The organism is Streptomyces sp. NPDC093094 (genome assembly GCF_044754345.1).
Classification (GTDB): domain Bacteria; phylum Actinomycetota; class Actinomycetes; order Streptomycetales; family Streptomycetaceae; genus Streptomyces.
The window spans coordinates 60,120-82,210 of record NZ_JBIVOX010000023.1 but is presented as its reverse complement, the minus strand read 5'-3'; the positions used below and the strand labels follow the sequence as shown (position 1 = coordinate 82,210).

The following is a 22,091-nucleotide window of genomic DNA, read 5'->3' as shown; positions in this document are numbered from 1 at the left end:
GGACGACGCAGGGGTCGACATCAAGTAGACGCAAGACCGGTCGGATTCGAACCGACGTCCTCCAGCTCGATGCGTGGGCGCGACGACCTCTGCGCTACGGCCTTGCTGCGGAGGATCATAGCCACACCGGCGCCCGATTTCGATCACCAGTTTGAATCGGTGTGTCGCGCCCCGGGCGCAGCACGACGAGAAGGCCGTCCCGGATCTCTCCGACGACGGCCTCCGGCCTGCGACTCTCACAAGTCGGGACGACAGGATTTGAACCTGCGACCCCTTGACCCCCAGTCAAGTGCGCTACCAAGCTGCGCCACGTCCCGATGCTCGAACCGCGGGGTGTCCCCCGGCGTGATCGTGCAGGGAAACCCTACCCCATGCGGGCACCCCGCGCGGGGCCGCCGGCGCCGGCGCCGTTCAGGGCGGGCCGCGCGGGTCCGGGCCGGGGCCTCGCAGGTCCGGGGCTACTTGATGACCGCGTTCGCCACCACCACGACCAGGCCGAGCAGCGCGTCCACCACGCCGATCAGGACGGCCGCGCCCCAGGGCCTGCGGGCAGAGCGGGCCGTCACCAGGCCCAGCGTGAACAGCAGCACGACGTTGAGGGTGAAGGCCGGGTACTCCACGTCCCTGGCCGGCCACCAGCCCCAGCCGGCGCCCGCGAGGACCGCCACGGTGGGCAGCACCGCGGCCACCAGAGGCCACTCGGCGGCGAGGCTGCGCAGGACGTCCCAGCGGCGGTGCGGGCCGCGCTCGGCGATGTAGTGGGCGTACCCGTGCGCGAGCGCGGAGGCGAGCGCGGTCACCACCAGCCACAGGGCGTCGTAGCGCCGGTCGCCCCGCGAGGAATGGCCGTACCGGGTGAGCGCGGCGACCATCGAGCTGGCCAGGACGGCGCCGTAGACGCCGCCGAACAGGACGGCCTCCCGGGTGTCGTGCCGGTGCGGCTCCCTCGCCGCGGCCGTGTTCGGAGCCATGCCCTCCACGGTCACCCGGCCCCCGTGCCCCCGCCACCTCACCCGGCGCGGCTGACCCGACGCACTGTCCGGTCTGCGGGGGCGAGACCCCACACTCTGTCTGCGTCGCGCGCACCGGGCGGCTGGCTAGGGTCGGGCCCATGACGCACAGCTTCGCTCTCCACATCCCCGACGCCGAGCTCGAACCCGAGCCGCTCGACCCGGCGCAGATCGTCTCCGGCAGCCCCGAGGTGACGGGGAAGGTGGTCTGGGAGTCGGCGGACGGCAGGCGGCTGCGGGGCATCTGGCAGATCACGCCCGGGGTGGTGACCGACACGGAGGCGGACGAGCTGTTCGTGGTGATCAGCGGCCGGGCGACGGTCGAGGTGGAGGACGGCCCGACCCTCACGGTCGGTCCCGGCGACATGGCGGTGCTGCGCGCGGGCGACCGCACGACCTGGACGGTCCACGAGACCCTGCGCAAGGCGTACGCGATCGATCTCTGACCTCCGGCCAAGGCACGTCCGCGACGTGCGGCGGTTCGTCGTTGACACGTCCGCGCGGCCCGCCCATGGTGGCCCGAGGAGCTGTTGGACCGGTCCGACGAAGGGCTGCCATGGTGCGTGCGCTCGGAATCGCCGTCATCGGGTTCGGCTGGATGGGGCGGGTGCACACCCGCGCGTACGCCCGGGTCGCGCACCACTATCCGGGGCTGGGCGTACGGCCGGAGCCGGTCGCGGTCGCCGAGGAGGTGCCGGGCCGGGCCGAGGAGGCGGCCGCACGGTTCGGGTTCGCCTCGGCGACCCGTGACTGGCGCGACGTGGCGGCCGACCCCCGGGTGGAGGCGGTCAGCGTCACCGCGCCGAACTTCCTGCACCGGGAGATCGGTACGGCGATGGCCGCGGCCGGCAAGCACCTCTGGATCGAGAAGCCGGTCGGTCTGACGCTCGCGGACGCCCGCGCGGTCGCCGACGCGGCCGCCACGGCCGGGGTGCACGGCGCGGTCGGCTTCAACTACCGCAACGCACCCGCTGTCGAGACGGCCCGGGAACTGATCGCGTCCGGCGATCTGGGCACGGTCACGCATGCCCGCTTCCGGCTGTTCTCCGACTACGCGGCCCATCCGGACGGCGCCCTGACCTGGCGGTACGAACGCGCCCACGGCGGCAGCGGGGTCCTGGCCGATCTCGCCTCCCACGGTGCCGACCTCGCCCGGTTCCTGCTCGGGGACATCACCGAACTCGTCGCCGACTCGGCCGTGTTCGTCCCGCACCGGCCCCGCCCGACGGGCGCCACGGCCGGTCACGCCCGTGCCGCGGGCGGTGCGACGGGCGCGGTGGAGAACGAGGACTACGCCGGCTGCCTGCTGCGCTTCGCCTCCGGCGCCCGCGGGGTCCTGGAGGCGTGCCGGGTCTCGGTCGGCGAGCAGAACGCCTACGGCTTCGAGGTGCACGGCACCAGGGGCGCGCTGTTCTGGGACTTCCGCAGGATGAACGAGCTCGGCGTCAGCCGCGGCACGGCGTACCAGGACCAGCCGGTGAGCACGGTGTACACCGGGCCGGGCGACGGCGAGTTCGGCGCGTTCCAGCCGGGCGCGGCGAACGCGATGGGCTACGACGACCTGAAGGTGATCGAGGCGTACCGCTTCCTGCGTTCGATCGACGAGGACCGGCCGTACGGGACGACGCTCGCCGACGCCGTGCACAGCGCGGCCGTGCTGGAGGCGATGGCGGCCTCCGTGCGCAGCGGCACCTGGACCGGCGTACGGACGCCGTAGGACCGGGCCGGGAGAGAAGGAGGCCGGAGCGAACACCCGAGCTGCTCGTCCGAGGACTGTGACGCCGCCGCCGGCCCCCTCTTGTCCGCCAATCTCGCACGGCGGGGCGGGCGTCGCCCGCCGGGCGCGTCCGTACGGGCCGCGTCCGGCGGGACGGGGCGTGTTTTTGTCATCCGGGTGCGTAGACGCGGCCCCGCCCCTGCTCCTACGGTCCCCGGAGTCGAGCCTCTGGGAGTGCCGGATGCGCCGAAGTGCCTCACCTCTGTCCCTGGTCCTGCTGGGCGCCGGTGTGTTCCTCCTGGTGCTCGCGCCGCTGCTGGCGTGGTACGTGAAGCCGCGCGCCGCGGTGAACCCGATCGACATCGACGTCACCGCCGTGTACGAGGGCACGGGCAGCTATTTCGACGTCGACGAGGCCGCGACGGTCGAGGACCGCCGGATCACGGTCACCCAGCGGGTGCGCGGGAACGTCGCCGAGAGCGAGGACAGCGGAAAGGCCGTGTGGGACGTCGCGACGACGATCGACACGGACAAGTCGCTGCCCGCGGCCGATCCGCACGACGCGCTGGACTTCACCCTCACCCGCTGGGTCACCGACCGCCGCACCAACCTGCCCGCGCACTGCTGCCGGGAGGAGCCGTACCACGAGGGGGAGGCGTTCCTGAAGTTCCCCTTCGACGTGCAGAAGCGCACCTACCAGTGGTGGGACAGGACGCTCGGCGCGGCGGTGCCGCTCGCCTACCGGGGCAAGGAGAAGGTCCAGGGGTACGAGGGGTACGTCTTCACCGGCACCGTCGACCCGACGAAGGTCGGCACCCGGCAGGTGCCGGGCGCGCTGGTCGGGCGGCAGAGCGCCCCGCAGGTGCTCGCCGAGGAGTGGTACTCCAACCGGGGCATCAAGCTGGTCGTCGACCAGGCCACCGGCCGTGTCCTGTCCGCCCGGCTCGCCCCGCGCCAGACACTGCGGGCCCCGGGGGCCGCGAAGGACGCGCTGGTGCTGCTGGACGTGCCGGGGCTGGCGCACACGACGGCCACGCAGAAGGCCGCGGTGGACAAGGCGAAGGAGGACGGCGCCCGGCTGCGGACGGTGGGCACGACCGTGCCGGCAGGCGCCGCGGCCGGCGGGTTCCTGCTCTCCGCGGCCGGAACGGTCCTGCTGGTACGGGGCCGCCGGCGGGGCGCCCCGGAGCCGGAGGCCGCGGCGCCCGTGCCCCGGCCGGCCGGCTAGGGGCGCCCCGGAGCCGGAGGCCGGGCCGGTCAGCCGGAGACCCGGGGCCCGTCGGCCAGAGGCAGGGGCCCGTCAGCCGAAGACCGGGGCCCGTGGGCCAGAAGCAGGGGCCCGTCAGTCGGCAGCCGGGACCGGTCGGCCGGAGACCGGGGCCCGTCAGTCGGCAGCCGGGACCGGTCGGCCGGAGACCGGGGCCCGTCAGTCGGCAGCCGGGACCGGTCGGCCGGAGACCGGGGCCCGTCGGCCGGCAGCCGGGACCGGTCGGCCGGAGACCGGGGCCCGTCGGCCGGCAGCCGAGACCGGGGGCCCGTCAATCGGCGGGCGAGCGCGGGGCGAGGCCCCCGGCGTCGGGCAGCCCGCTGGTGTCGACGCCGCCGACCTGGGCCAGCTCGTGCTTGAGCGCGGCGAGTTCGGCGCCGCCGGCCATGTGGTCGGTGAGCTCCTCCAGGGTGACCTCGGCGCGGGCGGCGGAGAGTTCCAGGGTGCCGAGCCGCAGGACGCTGAAGTGGTCGCCGACCATGTAGGCGTGGTGGGGGTTGTGGGTGACGAGGACGACGCCGAGGCCGCGCTCGCGGGCGGCGGCGATGTATCTCAGCACCACACCGGACTGTCTGACGCCGAGGGCGGCGGTGGGTTCGTCGAGGATGAGGACACGGGCGCCGAAGTGCACGGCCCGGGCGATGGCGACGCACTGGCGCTGCCCGCCGGAGAGCGTGCCGACGGGCTGTTCCAGGTCGTCGAGGACGATGCCCATACGGCGCAGTTCCTCGTCCGCGATCCGCTTCATCGCCGCGATGTCGAGGCGGCGGACGGGCCAGGGCCCCCTGGTGATCTCGGAGCCGAGGAAGAAGTTGCGCCAGACCGGCATCAGCGGCACGGTCGCCAGGTCCTGGTAGACGGCGGCGATGCCCCGGTCCAGGGCCTCGCGCGGGGTGGTGAGGCGCACGGGGGCGCCGTCGACGAGGAACTCGCCCTCGGTGTGCCGGTGCAGCCCCGAGACGATCTTGATGAGGGTGGACTTGCCGGCACCGTTGTCGCCGAGCACGCAGGTCACCCGGCCGGGGCGGACCACGAGGTCGACGCCGTGCAGGGCGCGGACGTTGCCGTAGGACCTGCCCGCCCCGCGGAGCTCGACGAGGGGCTGTCCGGTGGTGTCGGTGGGGGTCATGGGGCGGCTCACCTCCGGGTCGCCGTGCGGCTGACCCACAGATTGATCAGGACGGCGCCGAGCAGCATCGCGCCGAGGAACGCCTTGAACCAGTCGGGGTTCCAGCCGGCGTAGACGATGCCCTGCTGGACCATGCCGAACATGAAGGCGCCGAAGACCGGCCCGACGGCGGAGCCGTACCCGCCGGTGAGCAGACAGCCGCCGATGACGGCCGCGGCGATGTAGATCAGCTCCTGGCCGACGCCCTCGCCGGACTGCACGGTGCTGAAGGAGAACAGCTGGTGCATGCCGACGAACCAGGCACCGAGGCCGACGAGCATGAACAGCGAGATCTTGGTGAAGGTCACCGGTACGCCGACGGCCCGCGCGCTCTCCTGGTCGCCGCCGACGGCGAAGACCCAGTTGCCGTACCGGGTGCGCAGCAGCATCCAGGTCGCCAGCGCGGCGAGGACGAGCCACCACACGACGGTGATCTTCACCTGGACGCCGCCGACGCCGAAGCCGGAGGCGAAGACCGCCCTGGCCTGGCCGAAGCCGTCCATGTCGCTGATGTCGTCGGTGGCGACATTGCCGGTGACCCACTTGGTGACGGCGAGGTTGACGCCCTGGAGGATCAGGAACGTGCCGAGGGTGACGAGGAAGCTCGGCAGGCCGGTGCGCACCAGCAGCCAGCCGTTGAGCAGACCGACGGCGAGCGAGACGGCGAGCGCGACGGCCACACCGACCCAGACGTTCATGGTCAGCTGGTAGCTGACCATGCTCGCGGTCAGCGCGGAGGTGATCACCGCGACACCGGAGGAGAGGTCGAACTCGCCGCCGATCATCAGCAGGGCGACCGGCAGCGCCATGATGCCGATGACCGACGACTGGTAGAGGACGTTCGCCATCGAGCTGCCGTCGCGCACGGCGGGCGCGGCGGCGAGGAAGAAGACGAACACGGCGGCCGCGCCGAGGAGCACGCCGACCTCGGGGCGTGCCAGCAGCCGTCTGTACGGGGAGCGTGGCGCGGTCCGGCCGTCGGTCTCCTTCCCGGGGCCGGGGGCCGGCGGAGCGGTCGCCGCCGGCCCGGCCTGCGGAGCCGTGCCCATCAACGGGTGCCCTTCGCGGCGAACCCGTCGACGCTGTCGACGTTGGACCTGTCGACGAAGGCCGGGCCGGTCAGGACCGGCTGCTCGCCGCCGCCCATGTAGTTGCCGTTGTTCTCGTACAGCCACAGCGAGTCGATCGCCAGATAGCCCTGGAGGTAGGGCTGCTGGTCGACGGCGAACTCGACGGTGCCGTCGGCGATGGCCTTGGTGAGCTGCTTGTTCAGGTCGAACGTGGCGACCTTCGCCTCGCTGCCCGCCTCGGCGACGGACTGGGCGGCGGTGAGCGCGATCGGGGCGCCGAGCGCGATCACATGGTCGATGTCGCCGTCCTTCTCCAGCTTGGCCGTGACGGTGGACTTCACCGAGGGCATGTCGGTGCCGTTGACGTAGAGGTTCTCGATGGCGCCGGAGAACGTCTTCCTCACGCCGTCGCAGCGCTGGGTGAGGCCGATGTTGCCCTGTTCCTGGACGACGCAGACGGCCTTCTTCGCGCCGAGGCCGTTCAGGCGCTTGCCGAGGGCCTCGCCGGCGACCGTCTCGTCCTGGCCGAAGAACTCCAGCAGGCCCAGCTTCTGCCATTCGCTGACACCGGAGTTGAGGCCGACCACGGGTATCCCGGCGGCCCTCGCCCTGCTCACCACGTCCTTGAGGGCGTCGGGTTTGGCGAGGGTGACGGCGATGCCGTCGACCTTCTGGTCGATGGCGTTCTGGACGAGGCCGGCCTGGTTGCCGGCGTTCGGGTCGGCGGAGTAGACCAGCTTGACGTTGTCCTTGGCGGCGGCGGCCTCGGCGCCCTTGCGGACGATGTCCCAGAAGGTGTCGCCCGGCGACTGGTGGGTGACCAGGGCGATCGTCATGCGCGGGGTGTTCGCCCTGCCCGCGGAGCCGCCCCCGCCCCCGCCCTCCGACTCCTCGGCCTTCTTGCCGCCCGAGCCGCTGGAGCAGCCGGCGAGTGCCAGCGCCGCCGCGGCGGCCACGGCCAGGGCGGGGACGATTCTGCGGGAGCGGGACCAGGAGCGGGGCCGGGAAGAGCGATCCATCTGTTCTGCACCTCACTGTGCGACCAGGGGACGGGCGTGGGCGTTCCCTACCCCCGGCCGCGGCGGCCAACCACGGCGCCCGCACCGGCCCCGGGAGGGCCGGCGCGTGATCGGCCCCGGCGGGTCATTGCGCGAACGGCCCCTCCAGCGCGGCCCATTGGAGCAGCATGATCGTCTTGGCGTCGGCGATCTCACCGGTGCGGATCATCTTCAGCGCCTCACGGAAGGGGAGTTCGAGGATCTCGATGTCCTCGCCCTCCTCGTCCAGCCCGCCGCCCTCGTGGGTACGGGTCGAGGGGCCGTACTCGGCGGCGTAGAAACTCACGCGCTCGGTGACCGAGCCGGGGCTCATGTAGACGTCGAAGACGTGCCGGACCGCGCCGATGGTGTGGCCCGTCTCCTCCACGACCTCCCGCCGTACGGCGATCTCGGGCTGTTCGTCCTCGTCGTCGAGCACCCCGCCGGGCGTCTCGACCAGCATCCCGTCGGGGTGGCCGTTGACATACACCGGGTAGCGGAACTGCCGGGTGAGCAGCACCGTCTCGCGTTCGGCGTCGTAGAGCAGCATGGTCGCGCCGTTGCCGCGGTCGTGCGTCTCGCGCTGCTGGGTGCTCCAGCTGCCGTCCTGGCGGCGGATGTCGTAGGTCGTGGCCCGTTCGACGTACCAGTGGCTGGACAGGAGGGTCACCTCCCGCACCTTCACCCGGGGGTTGCCGGTCAGATCCAGTCCGGTGCGGTGCAGTCCGGTGCGGCCACGGCGGTCGGGGACGTCGGCTCCGGTGGTCATCGGGCGGCCGGGACGGGGCGGGGGTCGGGCGTGATGGTCATGTCTGCTTCTATCACGGCGAGATGTCACCGAAGCGGCACAACAGCCGCATACCCGAACGGCGTTCCGGGCTCGGCGGACAGCATCCGGCCTCCGGGGCGCGGGCCGGTCACCGGCACCCGTGCACCCCGGCCCAGGTACGGCCGAAGAGGAACGGACGCACGGTGAACATCGCTCGCTCCGACAGGCGGGTTCGGCCCGCCCGCCCCGGCGCCCCCCGACGGGCCGGCCCTCACCGGCTCGTCGGCCGGCTCGGGGCACGGGCGCCGACGATGTGCGGGGACCTCCGCAGACGATCGAGGGCCTTGCACCACCGAAGTGATACAAGGCCCTGACCTGCGATGACAGCTCATCGAACTGTCGGGACGACAGGATTTGAACCTGCGACCCCTTGACCCCCAGTCAAGTGCGCTACCAAGCTGCGCCACGTCCCGGTGCGGTGACCGAACGGCCCTCCGCGCGATCATGCGGAGAGCACTCTACCCCACCGGTCCGGGCGGGCCGACCGGGGAGGACGGACGGGCGGAGAATGGGCCCATGGAGCGTACGGCGGGCCCGGACGGCGGGCGGCGGGACCGGGACGGTGAGGGACGGGCGCGCAACGCCCGGCCGCGGGACGGGCTGGGGCGGCCGCTGCCCTACGGGGCCGAGGGCGTGCCCCGGCAGCCCGAGGGAGTGGCGCGCACCCCGGCGCAGACGGTCGCCGAGGCGCAGGCGCTGCTGGACGGGGGCAGACCGTTCCACGCGCACGAGGTGTTCGAGGACGCCTGGAAGGCCGGGCCCGAGGAGGAGCGTGCCCTGTGGCGGGGTCTCGCCCAGCTCGCCGTCGGCCTCACCCACGCGGCCCGCGGCAACACCACCGGCGGCGCCCGTCTGCTGCGTCGCGGGGCGGCGGGCGCCGAGGAGTGGGCCGCGCTCAGCGGCCGCCCGAACCCCTACGGCCTCGATCTCGCGGGCACGGTGTCCTGGGCCCGGGACCTGGCCGGGTCGGTGGAGGCCGACGGCCCACCGGTGGACGCGGCGGCGCGGGCGCCCCGGCTGCGAGGACGCTGAGGGAGGAGGAGACCGCCGGGGACCGGCCGGTGCACGCGGTGCCGGTGGCGTACGGCAGACTCGGGGCGTGCGAAGCATTCATGTCATCGGTATCGGCGCGGGCGACCCCGACCAGTTGACCCTGCAGGCCGTCAGGGCGCTGCGGGACACGGACGTCTTCTTCATCCTGGGCAAGGGCGAGGCGAAGGCGGACCTCACCGATCTGCGCCGGGACATGCTGGAGGCGCACCTGCCGGAGGGCGCGTACCGCGTGGTCGAGGCGCGTGACCCCGAGCGGGACCGCGGGGCCGGCGGGGCCGCCTACTCCCCGGCCGTCGGGGACTGGCGCAGTGCCCGGGCCGACATCTACGAGCGGCTGATCGCCGAGGAGCTCGGCGAGGACGAGACGGGCGCGTTCCTGGTCTGGGGCGACCCCGCGCTGTACGACAGCACGCTCGGGATCCTGGAGGAGGTGCTGGAGCGGGGCACCGTGCGTTTCGGGTACGACGTCGTGCCCGGCATCAGCAGTGTCTCCGCGCTGGTGGCCCGGCACCGCACCGGGCTGAACCGGGTGGCGGGGCCGGTGCAGATCACCACCGGGCGGCGGCTCGCCGAGGGCTTCCCCGAGGGCGTGGACGACGTGGTGGTGATGCTGGACGCGCACCAGACGTTCCGGCGGTACGCCGACCAGGACATCGACATCTACTGGGGCGCGTACATCGGCACCCCGGACGAGATCCTCGCCTCCGGGCCGATCTCCGAGGCGGCGCCCCGGATCGAGGCGCTGCGGGCGGAGGCCCGGGAGCGCAAGGGCTGGATCATGGACACGTATCTGCTCCGGCGGAATCCCGGGGACGTCCGGGACCCCGGTCGGCCCGGTGCCGAGAACGCCTGATCACATGCCTGCCCGGCGGTCCCGTCGGCGCGGCTGACGTCGGCCGGCGCCCCCTGAAACGTGTGCCTCACGGCTTCGGCGCGCGCTCCAGCCGCTCCAGTACGGCCTCGACGCCGGCCACGGCGGTCACGCCGTCCGGCAGCGGTGGACGGCGTACGACGACCACGGGGAGCGCGAGCTTGCGGGCGGCCGTGAGCTTGGCGGCCGTCGCCTCTCCCCCGCTGTCCTTCGTGACGATCACGTCGATACGGCGGTCCCGCAGCAGCCGTGTCTCGTCGGCCTCGGTGAACGGGCCGCGGGCCAGCAGCACCTCGGTGCGGGGCGGCATCGGCGGTGCGGGCGGCTCCACCGACCGCGCGACGAAGTGCAGGCCGGTCAGATGGGCGAAGGCGGCGAGGCCGAGGCGGCCGGTGGTGAGGAGGACCCGCCGGCCGAGGGGCGGCAGCAGGTCCGCGGCGTCGGCGAGGGAGTCCGCCCAGTGCCAGCGGTCCGTGGGGCCGGGCTGCCAGCCGGGGCGCCGCAGGACGACGGCCGGGGTCCCGGTGGCGACGGCCGCGCGGGCGGCGTTCGCCGTGATGGCCCCGGCGAAGGGGTGTGTGGCGTCGACGACCGCGGTCACGTGGTGCTCGCGCAGCCATGCCGCCAGTCCCTCGGCGCCGCCGAAGCCGCCGATCCTGAGGTCGCCCTCGACCGTGCCGGGCCGGGAGACGCGGCCCGCGAGGGAGGTGGTCACCCGCGTGTGCGGGCGTGCGGCCAGCTCGGCGGCGAGGCGGCGTGCCTCGGTCGTGCCGCCGAGGATGAGGATGTGGGGCATGGCGTGAGCGTACGCCGTGGCTCCGCGCCGTCCCGCGTCCGCGGGCCGCGGGGGGCTGGTCGCGCAGTTCCCCGCGCCCCCTTTGGGCGTTGCCCCCAGGACGTCGGGAACGGGCGCGGCCCCGTGCGAGGTCGAGAAGGGGGCAGGCCATGTCCGTCGGCCGCGGGCCGCGGGGGTCGGTCGCGCAGTTCCCCGCGCCCCCTTTGGGCATTGCCCCCCAGGACGTCGGGAACGGGCGCGGCCCCGTGCGAGGTCGAGAAGGGGGCAGACCATGTCCGTCGGCCGCGGGCCGCGGGGGCCGGTCGCGCAGTTCCCCGCGCCCCTCAGGGCGCTGGCCCTCAAGGCGTCGGGGCCGGGTCTCGTTCGTCGGTTGCGGGGGTCAGCGGAGGAGGAGCTGGAGGGCGCCCAGGACGGTCGCGGCGATCACCAGTTGTTCGAACAGGCGCTGGTTGATGCGGTCCACCGCCCATCGGCCGATGAACGCGCCGGGCACGACGAACAGGACGAGGGCGGCGTCGAGCAGCAGGGAGCGGCCGTCGATCAGGCCGAGGCCCACGCTGAAGGGCACCTTCGCCACGTTGACGATCAGGAAGAAGAACGCCGACGTGCCCAGGAAGCCGAGCTTGCGGAAGCCCGCGGAGAGCAGGTACATCGACATCACGGGGCCGCCCGCGTTGGCCACCATCGTGGTGAAGCCGCCGAGGACGCCGTAGGAGCGTGCCTTGATCCGGCCGGCCCGGGTGGTGACGGCGTCCGGGTCGTCCTCCCGGTCGGCCGTGCGCCGCCGCCACAGCGTCACCGCCGTCATCAGCAGCAGGGTCGCGCCGATGGACAGCCGCACCACCTCGTCGTCGGCCCACATCAGGAAGACGGTGCCCGCCACCACGCCCGCCGCGACCGCCGGGAACAGCCGCCACAGGGTCGGCCAGTGGGCGTGCCGCCGGTAGGTGAGGACGGCCAGCACGTCCCCGGCGATCAGGATCGGCAGCAGCACGCCCGTGGAGGCACGGGCGGGCAGCACCGCCGCGAAGATCGCGAGGCTGACGGTGTTGGCCCCGCTCACGGCCGTCTTGGAGAAGCCCACGAGCAGGGCCGCGGCGGCCAGGGCGGCGAACTCCCAGCCGGATATGTGCCACAGGGTCATCGTGTTCATGCGGTGACCGATGCTATGCCCACGCATCGGCCCGTCCGCGGCCGGGCACGGCGGGGGTCAGTGCCTCTCGACCAGCACCGCGCTGCCCTGGCCCACGCCGACGCACATGGTGGCCAGCCCGCGGGCCGATCCCGTGCGGCGCATGCGGTGCAGCAGGGTGGTGAGGATACGGGCGCCGGAGCAGCCGAGGGGGTGGCCGAGGGCGATGGCGCCGCCGCTGGGGTTGACCAGCTCGGGGTCGATGCCGAGCTGGTCGACGCAGGCGAGGGCCTGGGCGGCGAACGCCTCGTTGAACTCGGCCTCCTGGACGTCGTCGACGGCCCAGCCGACGCGGGCGAGGGCCTTGCGGGTGGCGGGGACCGGGCCGATGCCCATCACATCGGGGTGGACCCCGGCGGAGGCGCCGGCGGCGTAGCGGCCCATCGATTCCAGGCCGAGGTCGTGGAGGGCCTCCTCGCTGACGAGGAGCAGACCGGCCGCGCCGTCGTTCATCGGTGAGGCGTTGCCCGCGGTGACGGTGCCGTCCTTGCGGAAGACGGGCTTGAGCCGGGCCAGCTTCTCCGGCGAGGTGTCCTCGCGGACGCACTCGTCGGTGTCCACGACCACCCCGTCCGGGCGCTCGTACGGCAGGAGTTCGTCGTCGAAGTGGCCGTTCTTGCGCGCGAGGGCGGCCCGCTGGTGGCTGCGCAGCGCGAACGCGTCCTGCCGCTCACGCGACACGCCGTGACGGGCGGCGACCTCCTCGGCGGTCTCGCCCATGGAGAGCAGTCCGTGCAGCTCCTTCATCGCGGGGTTGACCAGACGCCAGCCGAGGCGGGTGTCGACGGTCTCGATGCGGTGCGGGAGGGCCTCGTCGGGCCGGGGCAGCACGAAGGGCGCCCGGCTCATGGACTCGGAGCCGCCCGCGAGGACGATGTCGGCCTCACCGGCGGCGATCGTACGGGCGGCGGCGGTGACGGCTTCGAGGCCGGAGGCGCACAGCCGGTTCACGGTGGCGCCGGGCACGGACTCGGGCAGGCCCGCGAGGAGAGCCGCCATCCGGGCGACGTTGCGGTTGTCCTCGCCGGCCTGGTTGGCCGCACCCCAGTAGACGTCGTCGATCCTGGCCGGGTCGAGGGCGGGCACGTCGGCGACCAGGCCGCGGATCACGGCGGCGGCGAGGTCGTCGGGGCGTACGGCGGACAGGGCTCCGCGCAGCTTGCCGATGGGGGTGCGGCGGGCTGCCGCGAAGTGGACGGGACGCACGGGAGGACTCCTGACCGACGACGCTGTGGACCAGAGCTCTTAATTAGCACTGCTAGTTTCGGACTATAGACCGCCGGCTGCCTCCCTGGGAAGCTTCCCGGAACCCCGCCGCGGCCGAAAAAGAGGTGGCCGAAGACTGTCTGCGTCCAGGCGGGTTGATCATGTCAGACTGCCCGCACGACGCCTCAGTCCGAGCCGAGGAGCACCGTGTGACCGGGACGCCCCCGCCCGCCCCGCAGCAGATCGACACCACCAGGCCGCACCCGGCCCGGGTCTACGACTGGTACCTGGGCGGCAAGGACAACTACCCGGTCGACGAACAGCTCGGCCGGCAGATCATGGCCATCGACTCGGGCGCCCCGCGGGCCGCCCGCGCGAACCGCTGGTTCATGCAGCGGGCCACCCGGCTGCTGTCCCGCGAGACCGGGATCCGCCAGTTCCTGGACATCGGCACCGGCATACCGACCGAGCCCAACCTCCACCAGATAGCCCAGGGCACGGCACCCGAGACCCGCGTGGTCTACGTCGACAACGACCCGATCGTCCTGGCCCACGCGGGTGCCCTGCTGCGCGGCACCCCGGAGGGCGTCACCGAGTACCTCCAGGCCGACGCCCGTGACCCGCGGAGCATCCTGGAGCAGGCCCGCGGGATCCTGGACCTCGACCGGCCGGTGGCCGTGTCGCTCATCGCGCTGCTGCACTTCATCGCGGACGAGGACGGCGCCCACGACCTGGTGGGCACCTTGGTCGACGCGCTGGCGCCGGGCAGCTGCCTGGTGCTGTCGGCGATGACCGCCGACTTCGAGCCGGAGAACGTCCGGCGCGGCATCGACGCCTACACCGCGCAGGGCGTGACCCTGGTGGCCCGCTCCCGGGCCGAGATGGGCGCCTTCTTCACCGGGCTCGACCTGCTGGAGCCCGGGGTCGTGTCGGTGGCGGACTGGCGGCCGGAGCTGGCCGAGGGCGAGTCCGACCTCGGCCCCGGCCCGGTGTCGCTGTACGGCGCGGTCGGCGTCAAGCGCTGAGCGTGCCGAGAGCGGCGCCCTCACCACGGCACGGGGCGGGCGCCGCGGGAACTACGACTCCGGCAGCCCCAGCACGCGCGTGATCGTGCGCAGCACGCCGTCGTCGGTGTTGGCCGGGGCCAGGTGGCGGGCCCGGCGGACGACCTCGGGATGGGCGTTGGCCATCGCGAAGGACCACTCGGCGGCGTCGAGCATCTCCAGATCGTTGAGGTAGTCGCCGAAGGCCATGGTCTGCGCGGGCGTGATGCCCAGCTCCCGCTGGAGGCGGCGGATCGCGGCGCCCTTGTTCGCGGTGCGGTTCATCAGGTCGACCCAGTGGTGGCCGGACACGACGACCTGGTGGGTGGCGGTGAACGGGGCCAGGGCCGGGGCGGTGACGCGCTCGACGGACCCGAAGTCGAACAGGGCCACCTTGAGGATGTCGTCGGCCACGGCGGCGGCGTCGGCGACGACCCGGTTCTGCACGTAGTACCTGCGGACCTCGGCCAGGAAGGGCTCGTCGGCGCGCTCGACGTAGGCCGACTCCTTGCCGCAGACCACGGCGCCGACGTCGGCGCCCTGCGCGTTCAGCCGCCGTACCGTCTCCAGGACCTCCGCGACGACGGCCGGATCCAGTGTGTCGGAGCTGAGCTCGACGCCGTCGCGGACCACATAGGTGCCGTTCTCGGCGATGAACACCATGCCGTCGGCGGCCCGGGAGAACTCACGGGCCAGCGTCGCGTACTGGCGGCCGCTGGCCGGGCTGAACAGCACGCCCCGCTCGCGCAGCTGCTCCAGCACGGCCCACAGCCGCCGAGGCGGCTGCTTGTCGTCGTCCAGCAGCGTCCCGTCCATGTCGGTGACGATCAGCCGGATGTCGGCCGGGCCCGCGTCACGGGCAGGGGGCTGCGCGGCGGCGTGCGGCGGCGCGGGGGTCGGGGAGAAAGGCATGTCTGCTTCCTGGCTCGGCGGGTACGGACCTCCACGGCACCTCGTCGTCTCCGTGAACGACCGACCACCCTACCGGGGCGGCCGAATCCCGGGACAACTGATCATGAACGCGGCACAATGGCCGCGACGGTGCCGCGCGAGGAGAGACGCGCGACGAGAGGGGCGATCGACGTGAGCGACGGCCAGGGGACGACGGCCCGGCTGAACACCGCCGTGGCGCACAACGCGCGGGTCTGGAACTACTGGATCGGCGGCAAGGACAACTACGAGGTCGACCAGCGGGTCGGCGCACAGGTCGCCGGCCTGTTCCCGGTGATCAGGGACGTGGCCCGGGCCGACCGGGACTTCCTGGGCCGCGCGGTGCGCCACCTCGCCGGGGAGCGCGGGGTGCGGCAGTTCCTGGACATCGGCACCGGCCTGCCGACCGTCGACAACACCCACGAGATCGCCCAGCGGATCGCCCCGGACGCGAAGATCGTGTACGTCGACAACGACCCGATCGTCCTGCTGCACGCCCGCACGCTGCTGACCAGCACGCCCGAGGGCGTCACCGACTATCTCGACGCCGACGTGCACGACCCCGACGCGATCGTGGAACGGGCGAAGGAGGTCCTGGACCTCTCCCGGCCGACAGCCGTGATGATGCTGGGCATCCTCAACTTCGTGCTGGACACCGACGAGGCGCGGGACATCGTGCGCCGGGTCATGGCGGCCGTGCCCTCGGGCAGCTTCCTCGTCCTGACGCACCCCACCTACGACGCCGACCTCGGCGGCGAGGGCAACGTGGCGGCGATGGAGTTCTGGAACGCCCACGCCACCCCGCCGATCACCGCCCGCGGCCGGGACGAGGTCGCCTCGTTCCTCGACGGGCTCGACCTGCTGGAGCCCGGCCTGGTGCCGTGCTCCCAGTGGCGTGCGGAGCTGCACGCTCCGGTGGTGGTGCCGCAGTTCGGCGCGGTCGCCGTGAAACCCTGACACCGGCCCGGTCCCGGCCCCGCCCTGCCGAGGAGGACGTATGACCACGCTGGCCGACCCGGTCCCCGGCGGCCGCCCCGGAGACGTCGAGCGGGCCACCGCGCTCGCCGGCGAACTGGCCGGGCGGGAGGTGCACGGGATCGTGCTCTCCTACGTCGACACCGCGGGCGTCGGCCGGGTCAAGACGATCCCGGCCGGACGGCTCGCGGACGCCGCGGCCTGGGGCGTCGGCATGTCGCCGGTGTTCGACACGTTCCTCGCCGACGACGCCGTCGTCACCACCGACGTCCTCGGCTCACCGGACGGGGACCTGCGGCTGTACCCGGACCTGGACCGGCTGACGGTCCTGGCCGCCCAGCCGGGCTGGGCGTGGGCGCCGGTCGACCGCATCACCCAGGACGGCGAACCGCACCCGGGCTGCTCGCGCACGTTCCTGCGGCACACCCTCACCGCCGCGAGAGCCCGGCACGGCCTGGACTTCCGGGCCGCCGTGGAGATCGAATGGGCGGTGGGCCTCGGCTCCGCCCCGGACGGGGAGTTCGTCCCGGCGGCCACGGGCCCGGCGTACGGCGCGACCCGGCAGGTGGAGCTGAGCGAGTTCGGCGCCGAGCTGCTGGCCGTGTGCGCGGCGCAGGGCGTGGACGTCGACCAGTTCCACCCGGAGTACGCGCCGGGGCAGTTCGAGCTGTCCACCGGGGCGCTGGACCCGGTGGCGGCGGCCGACCGCAGCGTCCTGGTGCGGCACACCGTCCGCGCGGTGGCCCGCCGTCACGGCCTGCGGGTCTCCTTCTCCCCCGCGGTGAACGCCGTGGGGGTCGGCAACGGCGGCCATCTGCATCTGTCGGCGTGGCGCGACGGCCGCAACCTGCACACCGGCGGCGACCGGCGCCACGGCATGACGGCCGACGCGGAGGCGTTCGCGGCGGGCGTCCTCGCCCGGCTGCCCGCGCTGACGGCGGTCACCGCCCCCAGCCCGGCCAGCTATCTGCGGCTGCGGCCCTCCCAGTGGGCCGGCGTCCACACGGCCTGGGGCCTGGAGACCCGGGAGTGCGCGCTGCGCCTGGTCACCGGCACGGCCGGCAGCCGCGACCGGGCGGCGAACCTGGAGGTCAAGCCGGTGGACCTGGCCGCCAACCCCTATCTGGCGCTGGGCTGCACGATCGCCGCGGGACTGGACGGCGTACGGCGCTCCGCCACGCTGCCCGGGGAGACCACCGGCGATCCGGTCCGGCTCACCGCCGAGGAGGCCGCCGCCCGCGGGGTGCGGCGCCTGCCGGCGACGCTGGCGGAGTCCGTCGAGGCGTTCCGCGGCGACGAGGTGCTGCGCGGCGCCCTCGGGCCGGTCCTCGCGGACGCGGTGACCGCCGTGCGCGAGGGCGAGATCGCGGCCGCCGACGGGCTGGAGGACGCGCAGATCGCCGCCGCCTACCGCTGGGTGTACTGACGTGCCGCCCCCGGGAGCCGTCCACGAGGCGCTCGCCGCCCTGCCGCTGGTCGACCACCACTGCCACGGTGTGGCCCGCGGCCCGCTGGACGCCCAGGAGTTCGCGGCCTGGCTCACCGAGGGCGGGACATGGCCGGGGATCTCCCCGTTCGACACCCCCGTCGGCACCGCCGTGCGCCGCCACTGCGCGCCCCTGCTGGATCTGCCGCGGCACACCCCCGCCGGGGAGTATCTGGCCCGCCGGGCCGAGCTGGGGCCGGACGAGACCGACCGCCGGTTCCTGACCGCGGCCGGCACCCGGGTGTTCTGCGTCGACACCGGCCACGCGCCGCAGCGGCTCACCGCCCCCGCCCGGCTGGCCGGCGCCGCGGACGCGGTGGCGTACGAGGTGGTCCGGCTGGAGAGCGTCGCCGAGGCCGTGGCGGCGGGGGGTGTGGAGGCGGACGAGTACGCCGACGTCTTCCGCGCGGCCGTGCTGGACGCCGTACGGCGGCCGGGGGTGATCGGCGTGAAGTCCGTGGCCGCCTACCGCACCGGCTTCGCCCTGGACCCCGCCCGGCCCGCCGACCAGGAGGTCACCGGCGCGGCCCGGCGCTGGCTGGCCCGCGGCGGCCGGCTCGACGACCCGGTCCTGGTGCGCCAACTGCTGTGGACCGCCGTCGATCTGGGGCTCCCGCTCCAACTGCACACCGGCTTCGGCGACAACGACCTGCGCATGCACCGCTCGGACCCCGCCCTCCTCACCGACTGGCTGCATCTGACCTCCGGCACGGTCCCGGTGCTCTTCCTGCACTGCTGGCCGTACCAGCGCCAAGCCGCCTATCTGTCCGCGGTGTTCGAGCAGGTGTACCTGGACGTCGGGCTCACGCTGCACCATGTGGGGCCGGTCCGGGCACGGGCGGTGCTGGAGGAGGCGCTGGAGATCACCCCGTACCGCAAGCTGCTGTACAGCTCCGACGCCTGCGGACTGGCCGAGTTCCACTGGCTGGGCGCGCTCGCCTTCCGCCGCGGGCTCGGCGAGCTGCTCCAGGACCGGGTGGACGCCGACGAGATGAGCCCGGCGGACGCCGTGCGCTTCGCGCGGTGGGCGGGAGCGGACAACGCCCGCCGGGTCTACCGCCTTTCCGACGACCTCTGAAAGTATGATCAAGCAATGTCTGACATGACCGAGACCACGCCCGGCTGGCTGAGCCCCGACGACCTCGAACTGGCACGCGCCCGCATGCCGATCCTGTACGTCGAGGCGGTGCCGGTGCGCGTGGACGACAGCGGCGAGGTCACCAGCATCGGACTGCTGCTGCGCATCGGACCGGACGGCACCGTGAGCCGGACCCTGGTGTCGGGCCGGGTGATGCACCACGAGCGGGTGCGCGACGCCCTGCTGCGCCATCTGGAGAAGGACCTCGGCCCCGTGGCCCTGCCCCGGGTCCCCGCCTCCCCGCAGCCGTTCACGGTCGCGGAGTACTTCCCCACCCACGGCGTCACGCCGTACCACGACCCGCGCCAGCACGCGGTGTCGCTGGCCTACGTCGTCCCGGTCGCGGGTGACTGCCGGCCCCGGCAGGACGCCCTGGACCTGGTGTGGTTCAGCCCGCAGGAGGCGGCCTCGGCCGCGGTGCAGAGCGAGATGCCGGGCGGGCACGGGGTGCTGCTGAAGCAGGCGCTGGCGCACGTGGGCCTGACGTTTTGAGCGGTGGCGTCCGCCCCTGCACCCTCGTGGTGTGCCGGGGGTGCTGCTGCGGTGACCGCCGCAAGCACCCCGGGTTCGACCACGAGGGGCAGCTCGCGGTGCTGCGCGCGGCGGCCGCCGGCTCGGGCGGACGGTTCGCCGTCCGCACGTCGGACTGCCTGGGCCCGTGCGGACAGGCCAATGTCGTCGTGGTCCAGCCCTCCGGCGCGGGCCGGCTGGCGGGCGGCCGCCCGGTGTGGGTCGGCTTCGCGACGGACGACGCGAGCACGGACGACCTCGTGCGCTGGGCCGCCGCGGGCGGCCCGGGCCTCGCCGAGCCGCCCCTCACGCTGGAGCTCCAGTTCGTCCCGGCTCCGCGCGAGGCCCAGGACCGCGCCCGCCGCTGAGCCGGACGGCGGCAGGGCGGCCGGGCAGCCGGGCGGTGCGGTCGGACGGGGCGGGCGGGCGGTGCGGGGCGGGCGGTGCGGGTGCGGGGAGGGCCGGTGTTCAGTGCGCCGCGGCTCCGGCGAAGGGCACCCGGACCGGTGTCGGGGCCGGTTCCTCGAAGGGGTGCCGCCACAGGCCGCGCGCGGCCAGCCTCGGCAGGACGCCCTCGCCGAACCAGTACGCCTCCTCCAGGTGCGGATACCCGGACAGCACGAACTCGTCGATGCCCAGGGCGTGGTACTCCTCGATGCGGTCGGCCACCTCGTCGTGGCCGCCGACCAGCGCGGTGCCCGCGCCGCCGCGGACCAGTCCGATGCCGGCCCACAGGTTGGGGTGGATCTCCAGGCCGTCCCGGCCGCCCCCGCCGTGCAGGGCGCGCATGCGCCGCTGCCCCTCGGACTCGCTGCGCGCGAGCCCGGCCTGCACCGCGCGCACCGTCTCCGGGTCGAAGCCGGCCAGCAGCCGGTCCGCCTCGGCCCATGCCTGTCCGGCGGTGTCGCGGGTGATGACGTGCAGCCGGATCCCGAAGCGCGGGGCGCGTCCCTGACGGGCCGCCAGGCTCCGGACCCACGCGATCTTCTCGGCGACCTGGGCGGGCGGCTCGCCCCAGGTGAGATACACGTCGGCGGACCGTGCGGCGACCTCCCCCGCGAGGGGCGAGGAGCCCCCGAAGTACACCTCGGGGACCGGTTCGGGCACCCGCGCGAGCCGCGCGCCCTCCACCCGGAGGTGCTCCCCGCGCAGATCGACGGTCCTGCCCTCCCACAACCCCCGTACGACGTCCAGGAATTCGCCGGTACGGCGGTAGCGCGCGTCCTTGTCGAGGAAGTCGCCGTAGGCGCGCTGCTCCTCGCTCTCGCCTCCGGTGACCACGTTGAGCAGCAGCCGTCCGCCGGTCTGCCGCTGGAAGGTGGAGGCCATCTGCGCGGCGAGTGTGGGCGAGACGAAGCCCGGCCGGAAGGCGACGAGGAACTTCAGCCGCTCGGTGTGCTGGGCGACCATCGCGGTGGTCAGCCAGGCGTCCTCGCACCATGCGCCGGTGGGGGTGAGCGCGGCGGTGAAGCCGAGGTCCTCCGCGGCGCGGGCGATCTGGCTCAGATAGTCGACCGTCGGCGGCCGGTCGCGCCCGGACGCGGTGGCGGGGCTGCCGTGTCCGCCGCCGACGACATGGCGGCTGTCGCCGTTGGTGGGCAGGAACCAGTGGAAGGTGAGGGACACGGGTGACTCCTGTCGGTTCGGGGTGCGGCGTCGGTGAGGGAGTCAGCCCGTGGCGGCCAGGACGTTCGGCCGGCCGCCGAGGGCGAGGGAGAACTGGTCGGTGACCTGGGCCAGCGCCTCGGCCGAGGCGGGCGCGACGGTCAGCGTGCCGTCGGCGGCCACGGCGATGTCCTTGTCGAGGGTGAACCAGCCCGGGGTGATGTGCGCGGGGCCCATGGAGGCGAGGACCGGGCGCAGGGCGTAGTCGATGGCGAGGACATGGGCGGTGGAGCCGCCCGTGGCCAGCGGCAGGACGGTCTTGCCCGCCAGCGCGTACTGCGGCAGCAGGTCGAGCAGCGACTTCAGCAGGCCGGAGTAGGCGGCCTTGTAGACGGGCGTGCCGATCACGACGCCGTCGGCCCGGGCGAACAGCGAGGCGGCCTCGACGATCGCGGGGTGCCCGAAGTCGGCCCCGAGCAGGGCCTCGGCGGGCAGGGTGCGCACGTCCAGCGGGATCACCTCGTGGCCCTGCTCGATCAGACGCGTGTCGAGGTGGCGCAGCAGACGGGCGGTGCGGGACGTCGGGGAGGGGCTGCCGGAGACGGACAGGACGGTGGCCATGCGAGGACCTCTCGGTTCGTGGTTCGCCTGCGGCGCGCGAGGGAGCGCCTGCGGGTGCGCGGCACCGGCAGGGCCGGTACGCGCCGCGACGGCGTTAAAGGGGAGTGCGATGTCGAGGGAAAGGAGGCCGGACCTGCGGGGAGGGCGGCCGGCCGCTCAGAAGGCGGGAGCCCGGTCCCGGGAGCGCCCTGCGCGGGGCTCGGACGTGCGAGGGCTCAGGCGTGGTGGCGACAGCAGGAGCTGGAGACACGCGCGAGGTCGACGTGGCGTCGCCGCGTGAGGTCCTGTCGCTTCATGTCAGGGATCAAAGCAGGGGGTGATCACACCGGTCAAGAAGGCCCGGGCGGCGTTCCGCATCCCGGACGTTCCGGGAGAACGGGAAAAGGCCGCTTCCCATTGCTGAGAAACGGCCTCCGACCTGCTGTGAAGCTGGTCGGGACGACAGGATTTGAACCTGCGACCCCTTGACCCCCAGTCAAGTGCGCTACCAAGCTGCGCCACGTCCCGGTGCCGTCTGACCTGGGCTTTCCCCTGGCCGAACGCGCACAGAAACCATACCGCACTCCG

General features: G+C 73.8%; 23 protein-coding genes, 3 tRNA genes and 1 pseudogene. 11 read left to right on the top strand and 16 right to left on the bottom strand.

All coding sequences use genetic code 11. From position 1 onward, the window contains the following. Positions 1 to 31: 31 nt before the first annotated feature. The 3 genes and pseudogenes from ACIQGV_RS34285 to ACIQGV_RS34275 form a co-directional block, all read right to left on the bottom strand. Positions 32 to 104, bottom strand: a pseudogene (locus ACIQGV_RS34285). Between the two features lie 139 nt (positions 105 to 243). Next, positions 244 to 317 (bottom strand) — tRNA-Pro (locus ACIQGV_RS34280). Between the two features lie 141 nt (positions 318 to 458). Beyond that, positions 459 to 971 (bottom strand): hypothetical protein, encoded by a 513-nt coding sequence (locus ACIQGV_RS34275; RefSeq protein ID WP_402501874.1) that lies wholly within the window; start codon positions 969 to 971, stop codon positions 459 to 461. Between the two features lie 140 nt (positions 972 to 1,111). On the opposite strand from ACIQGV_RS34275, the gene ACIQGV_RS34270 reads away from it, so the two are divergent. From ACIQGV_RS34270 to ACIQGV_RS34260, 3 genes are all read left to right on the top strand, one after another. Next, complete coding sequence (locus ACIQGV_RS34270) at positions 1,112 to 1,456, top strand: cupin domain-containing protein (protein ID WP_402501871.1); 345 nt, start codon at positions 1,112 to 1,114, stop codon at positions 1,454 to 1,456. 110 nt (positions 1,457 to 1,566) lie between these two features. Next, entirely contained in the window at positions 1,567 to 2,727 is a 1,161-nt protein-coding gene (locus ACIQGV_RS34265) for a Gfo/Idh/MocA family protein (RefSeq protein ID WP_402501868.1), read from the top strand. Positions 2,728 to 2,968: 241 nt separating this feature from the next. Continuing rightward, on the top strand, positions 2,969 to 3,955 hold the full coding sequence (locus ACIQGV_RS34260) for a DUF3068 domain-containing protein (protein WP_402501866.1): 987 nt from the start codon (positions 2,969 to 2,971) through the stop codon (positions 3,953 to 3,955). Between the two features lie 310 nt (positions 3,956 to 4,265). Here the strand turns inward: ACIQGV_RS34260 and ACIQGV_RS34255 are convergent, their stop codons facing one another. The 5 genes from ACIQGV_RS34255 to ACIQGV_RS34235 all read right to left on the bottom strand — a co-directional run bounded on the left by ACIQGV_RS34255 (position 4,266) and on the right by ACIQGV_RS34235 (position 8,511). Beyond that, entirely contained in the window at positions 4,266 to 5,123 is an 858-nt protein-coding gene (locus ACIQGV_RS34255) for an ATP-binding cassette domain-containing protein (RefSeq protein WP_402501864.1), read from the bottom strand. A gap of 8 nt (positions 5,124 to 5,131) precedes the next feature. Next, positions 5,132 to 6,211 carry an ABC transporter permease gene (locus ACIQGV_RS34250; RefSeq protein ID WP_402501860.1) on the bottom strand — a complete coding sequence of 360 codons (1,080 nt, stop codon included), beginning with the start codon at positions 6,209 to 6,211 and terminating at the stop codon, positions 5,132 to 5,134. After that, entirely contained in the window at positions 6,211 to 7,251 is a 1,041-nt protein-coding gene (locus tag ACIQGV_RS34245; protein ID WP_402501857.1) for a sugar ABC transporter substrate-binding protein, read from the bottom strand. Before ACIQGV_RS34245 ends, ACIQGV_RS34250 begins: the two co-directional genes overlap by 1 nt. Before the next feature lie 124 nt (positions 7,252 to 7,375). After that, complete coding sequence (locus ACIQGV_RS34240) at positions 7,376 to 8,038, bottom strand: NUDIX domain-containing protein (protein ID WP_402501855.1); 663 nt, start codon at positions 8,036 to 8,038, stop codon at positions 7,376 to 7,378. A gap of 399 nt (positions 8,039 to 8,437) precedes the next feature. After that, positions 8,438 to 8,511, bottom strand: a tRNA-Pro gene (locus ACIQGV_RS34235). A gap of 103 nt (positions 8,512 to 8,614) precedes the next feature. Between ACIQGV_RS34235 and ACIQGV_RS34230 the strand changes: the two genes are divergently transcribed. After that, on the top strand, positions 8,615 to 9,130 hold the full coding sequence (locus tag ACIQGV_RS34230; protein ID WP_402501853.1) for a DUF309 domain-containing protein: 516 nt from the start codon (positions 8,615 to 8,617) through the stop codon (positions 9,128 to 9,130). Positions 9,131 to 9,197: 67 nt separating this feature from the next. Beyond that, positions 9,198 to 10,004, top strand: coding sequence for a precorrin-6A synthase (deacetylating) (gene cobF, locus ACIQGV_RS34225; protein WP_402501850.1), 807 nt, complete (start codon positions 9,198 to 9,200; stop codon positions 10,002 to 10,004). 67 nt (positions 10,005 to 10,071) lie between these two features. Here cobF and ACIQGV_RS34220 read toward each other — a convergent pair whose 3' ends face one another. From ACIQGV_RS34220 to ACIQGV_RS34210, 3 genes are all read right to left on the bottom strand, one after another. Continuing rightward, the gene (locus tag ACIQGV_RS34220) at positions 10,072 to 10,818 is read right to left on the bottom strand and encodes a cobalt-precorrin-6A reductase (RefSeq protein WP_402501847.1); all 747 of its coding nucleotides are present in this window, start codon (positions 10,816 to 10,818) and stop codon (positions 10,072 to 10,074) included. A gap of 379 nt (positions 10,819 to 11,197) precedes the next feature. Continuing rightward, positions 11,198 to 11,971 carry a sulfite exporter TauE/SafE family protein gene (locus ACIQGV_RS34215; protein WP_402501845.1) on the bottom strand — a complete coding sequence of 258 codons (774 nt, stop codon included), beginning with the start codon at positions 11,969 to 11,971 and terminating at the stop codon, positions 11,198 to 11,200. 57 nt (positions 11,972 to 12,028) lie between these two features. Further along, on the bottom strand, positions 12,029 to 13,216 hold the full coding sequence (locus ACIQGV_RS34210) for a thiolase family protein (protein WP_402501843.1): 1,188 nt from the start codon (positions 13,214 to 13,216) through the stop codon (positions 12,029 to 12,031). Positions 13,217 to 13,425: 209 nt separating this feature from the next. Between ACIQGV_RS34210 and ACIQGV_RS34205 the strand changes: the two genes are divergently transcribed. Then, the gene (locus ACIQGV_RS34205) at positions 13,426 to 14,241 is read left to right on the top strand and encodes an SAM-dependent methyltransferase (RefSeq protein WP_402501841.1); all 816 of its coding nucleotides are present in this window, start codon (positions 13,426 to 13,428) and stop codon (positions 14,239 to 14,241) included. Between the two features lie 51 nt (positions 14,242 to 14,292). On the opposite strand, the gene ACIQGV_RS34200 is transcribed toward ACIQGV_RS34205, so the two are convergent. Continuing rightward, positions 14,293 to 15,171, bottom strand: a complete 879-nt coding sequence (locus ACIQGV_RS34200; RefSeq protein ID WP_402501837.1) for a Cof-type HAD-IIB family hydrolase — start codon at positions 15,169 to 15,171, stop codon at positions 14,293 to 14,295. 117 nt (positions 15,172 to 15,288) lie between these two features. On the opposite strand from ACIQGV_RS34200, the gene ACIQGV_RS34195 reads away from it, so the two are divergent. From ACIQGV_RS34195 to ACIQGV_RS34175, 5 genes are read left to right on the top strand one after another with little or no spacing between them, the layout of a single operon-like run. Continuing rightward, entirely contained in the window at positions 15,289 to 16,146 is an 858-nt protein-coding gene (locus ACIQGV_RS34195; RefSeq protein ID WP_402501835.1) for an SAM-dependent methyltransferase, read from the top strand. Between the two features lie 40 nt (positions 16,147 to 16,186). Next, positions 16,187 to 17,590, top strand: a complete 1,404-nt coding sequence (locus ACIQGV_RS34190) for a glutamine synthetase (RefSeq protein WP_402501833.1) — start codon at positions 16,187 to 16,189, stop codon at positions 17,588 to 17,590. Position 17,591: 1 nt separating this feature from the next. Further along, complete coding sequence (locus tag ACIQGV_RS34185) at positions 17,592 to 18,728, top strand: amidohydrolase family protein (RefSeq protein ID WP_402501830.1); 1,137 nt, start codon at positions 17,592 to 17,594, stop codon at positions 18,726 to 18,728. 24 nt (positions 18,729 to 18,752) lie between these two features. After that, positions 18,753 to 19,280 carry an NUDIX hydrolase family protein gene (locus ACIQGV_RS34180; protein ID WP_402501950.1) on the top strand — a complete coding sequence of 176 codons (528 nt, stop codon included), beginning with the start codon at positions 18,753 to 18,755 and terminating at the stop codon, positions 19,278 to 19,280. Beyond that, positions 19,277 to 19,666, top strand: a complete 390-nt coding sequence (locus ACIQGV_RS34175; protein ID WP_402501828.1) for a (2Fe-2S) ferredoxin domain-containing protein — start codon at positions 19,277 to 19,279, stop codon at positions 19,664 to 19,666. The genes ACIQGV_RS34180 and ACIQGV_RS34175 overlap by 4 nt, the downstream gene beginning before the upstream one ends. A gap of 100 nt (positions 19,667 to 19,766) precedes the next feature. Here ACIQGV_RS34175 and ACIQGV_RS34170 read toward each other — a convergent pair whose 3' ends face one another. From ACIQGV_RS34170 to ACIQGV_RS34155, 4 genes are all read right to left on the bottom strand, one after another. Next, positions 19,767 to 20,924 carry an LLM class flavin-dependent oxidoreductase gene (locus tag ACIQGV_RS34170; protein WP_402501825.1) on the bottom strand — a complete coding sequence of 386 codons (1,158 nt, stop codon included), beginning with the start codon at positions 20,922 to 20,924 and terminating at the stop codon, positions 19,767 to 19,769. Positions 20,925 to 20,966: 42 nt separating this feature from the next. After that, positions 20,967 to 21,524 carry an NADPH-dependent FMN reductase gene (gene ssuE, locus ACIQGV_RS34165; RefSeq protein WP_402501822.1) on the bottom strand — a complete coding sequence of 186 codons (558 nt, stop codon included), beginning with the start codon at positions 21,522 to 21,524 and terminating at the stop codon, positions 20,967 to 20,969. 215 nt (positions 21,525 to 21,739) lie between these two features. Further along, a complete protein-coding gene (locus ACIQGV_RS34160; protein WP_402501947.1) occupies positions 21,740 to 21,820 on the bottom strand; it encodes a putative leader peptide in 81 nt (26 codons plus the stop codon). Between the two features lie 134 nt (positions 21,821 to 21,954). Further along, a tRNA-Pro gene (locus ACIQGV_RS34155) sits at positions 21,955 to 22,031 on the bottom strand. Positions 22,032 to 22,091 lie beyond the last annotated feature (60 nt).

Excerpts from the sequence above, each read along its gene's own strand:
- ACIQGV_RS34245 (WP_402501857.1), bottom strand. The coding sequence starts at position 7,251 with ATGGATCGCTCTTCCCGGCCCCGCTCCTGGTCCCGCTCCCGCAGAATC.
- ssuE (WP_402501822.1), bottom strand. The coding sequence starts at position 21,524 with ATGGCCACCGTCCTGTCCGTCTCCGGCAGCCCCTCCCCGACGTCCCGC.
- ACIQGV_RS34265 (WP_402501868.1), top strand. The coding sequence starts at position 1,567 with ATGGTGCGTGCGCTCGGAATCGCCGTCATCGGGTTCGGCTGGATGGGG.
- ACIQGV_RS34250 (WP_402501860.1), bottom strand. The coding sequence starts at position 6,211 with ATGGGCACGGCTCCGCAGGCCGGGCCGGCGGCGACCGCTCCGCCGGCC.
- ACIQGV_RS34200 (WP_402501837.1), bottom strand. The coding sequence starts at position 15,171 with ATGCCTTTCTCCCCGACCCCCGCGCCGCCGCACGCCGCCGCGCAGCCC.
- ACIQGV_RS34215 (WP_402501845.1), bottom strand. The coding sequence starts at position 11,971 with ATGAACACGATGACCCTGTGGCACATATCCGGCTGGGAGTTCGCCGCC.
- ACIQGV_RS34220 (WP_402501847.1), bottom strand. The coding sequence starts at position 10,818 with ATGCCCCACATCCTCATCCTCGGCGGCACGACCGAGGCACGCCGCCTC.
- ACIQGV_RS34180 (WP_402501950.1), top strand. The coding sequence starts at position 18,753 with ATGACCGAGACCACGCCCGGCTGGCTGAGCCCCGACGACCTCGAACTG.
- ACIQGV_RS34260 (WP_402501866.1), top strand. The coding sequence starts at position 2,969 with ATGCGCCGAAGTGCCTCACCTCTGTCCCTGGTCCTGCTGGGCGCCGGT.
- ACIQGV_RS34240 (WP_402501855.1), bottom strand. The coding sequence starts at position 8,038 with ATGACCACCGGAGCCGACGTCCCCGACCGCCGTGGCCGCACCGGACTG.
- ACIQGV_RS34195 (WP_402501835.1), top strand. The coding sequence starts at position 15,289 with ATGGCCGCGACGGTGCCGCGCGAGGAGAGACGCGCGACGAGAGGGGCG.
- ACIQGV_RS34190 (WP_402501833.1), top strand. The coding sequence starts at position 16,187 with ATGACCACGCTGGCCGACCCGGTCCCCGGCGGCCGCCCCGGAGACGTC.
- ACIQGV_RS34160 (WP_402501947.1), bottom strand. The coding sequence starts at position 21,820 with ATGAAGCGACAGGACCTCACGCGGCGACGCCACGTCGACCTCGCGCGT.
- ACIQGV_RS34275 (WP_402501874.1), bottom strand. The coding sequence starts at position 971 with ATGGCTCCGAACACGGCCGCGGCGAGGGAGCCGCACCGGCACGACACC.
- ACIQGV_RS34230 (WP_402501853.1), top strand. The coding sequence starts at position 8,615 with ATGGAGCGTACGGCGGGCCCGGACGGCGGGCGGCGGGACCGGGACGGT.
- ACIQGV_RS34270 (WP_402501871.1), top strand. The coding sequence starts at position 1,112 with ATGACGCACAGCTTCGCTCTCCACATCCCCGACGCCGAGCTCGAACCC.
- ACIQGV_RS34255 (WP_402501864.1), bottom strand. The coding sequence starts at position 5,123 with ATGACCCCCACCGACACCACCGGACAGCCCCTCGTCGAGCTCCGCGGG.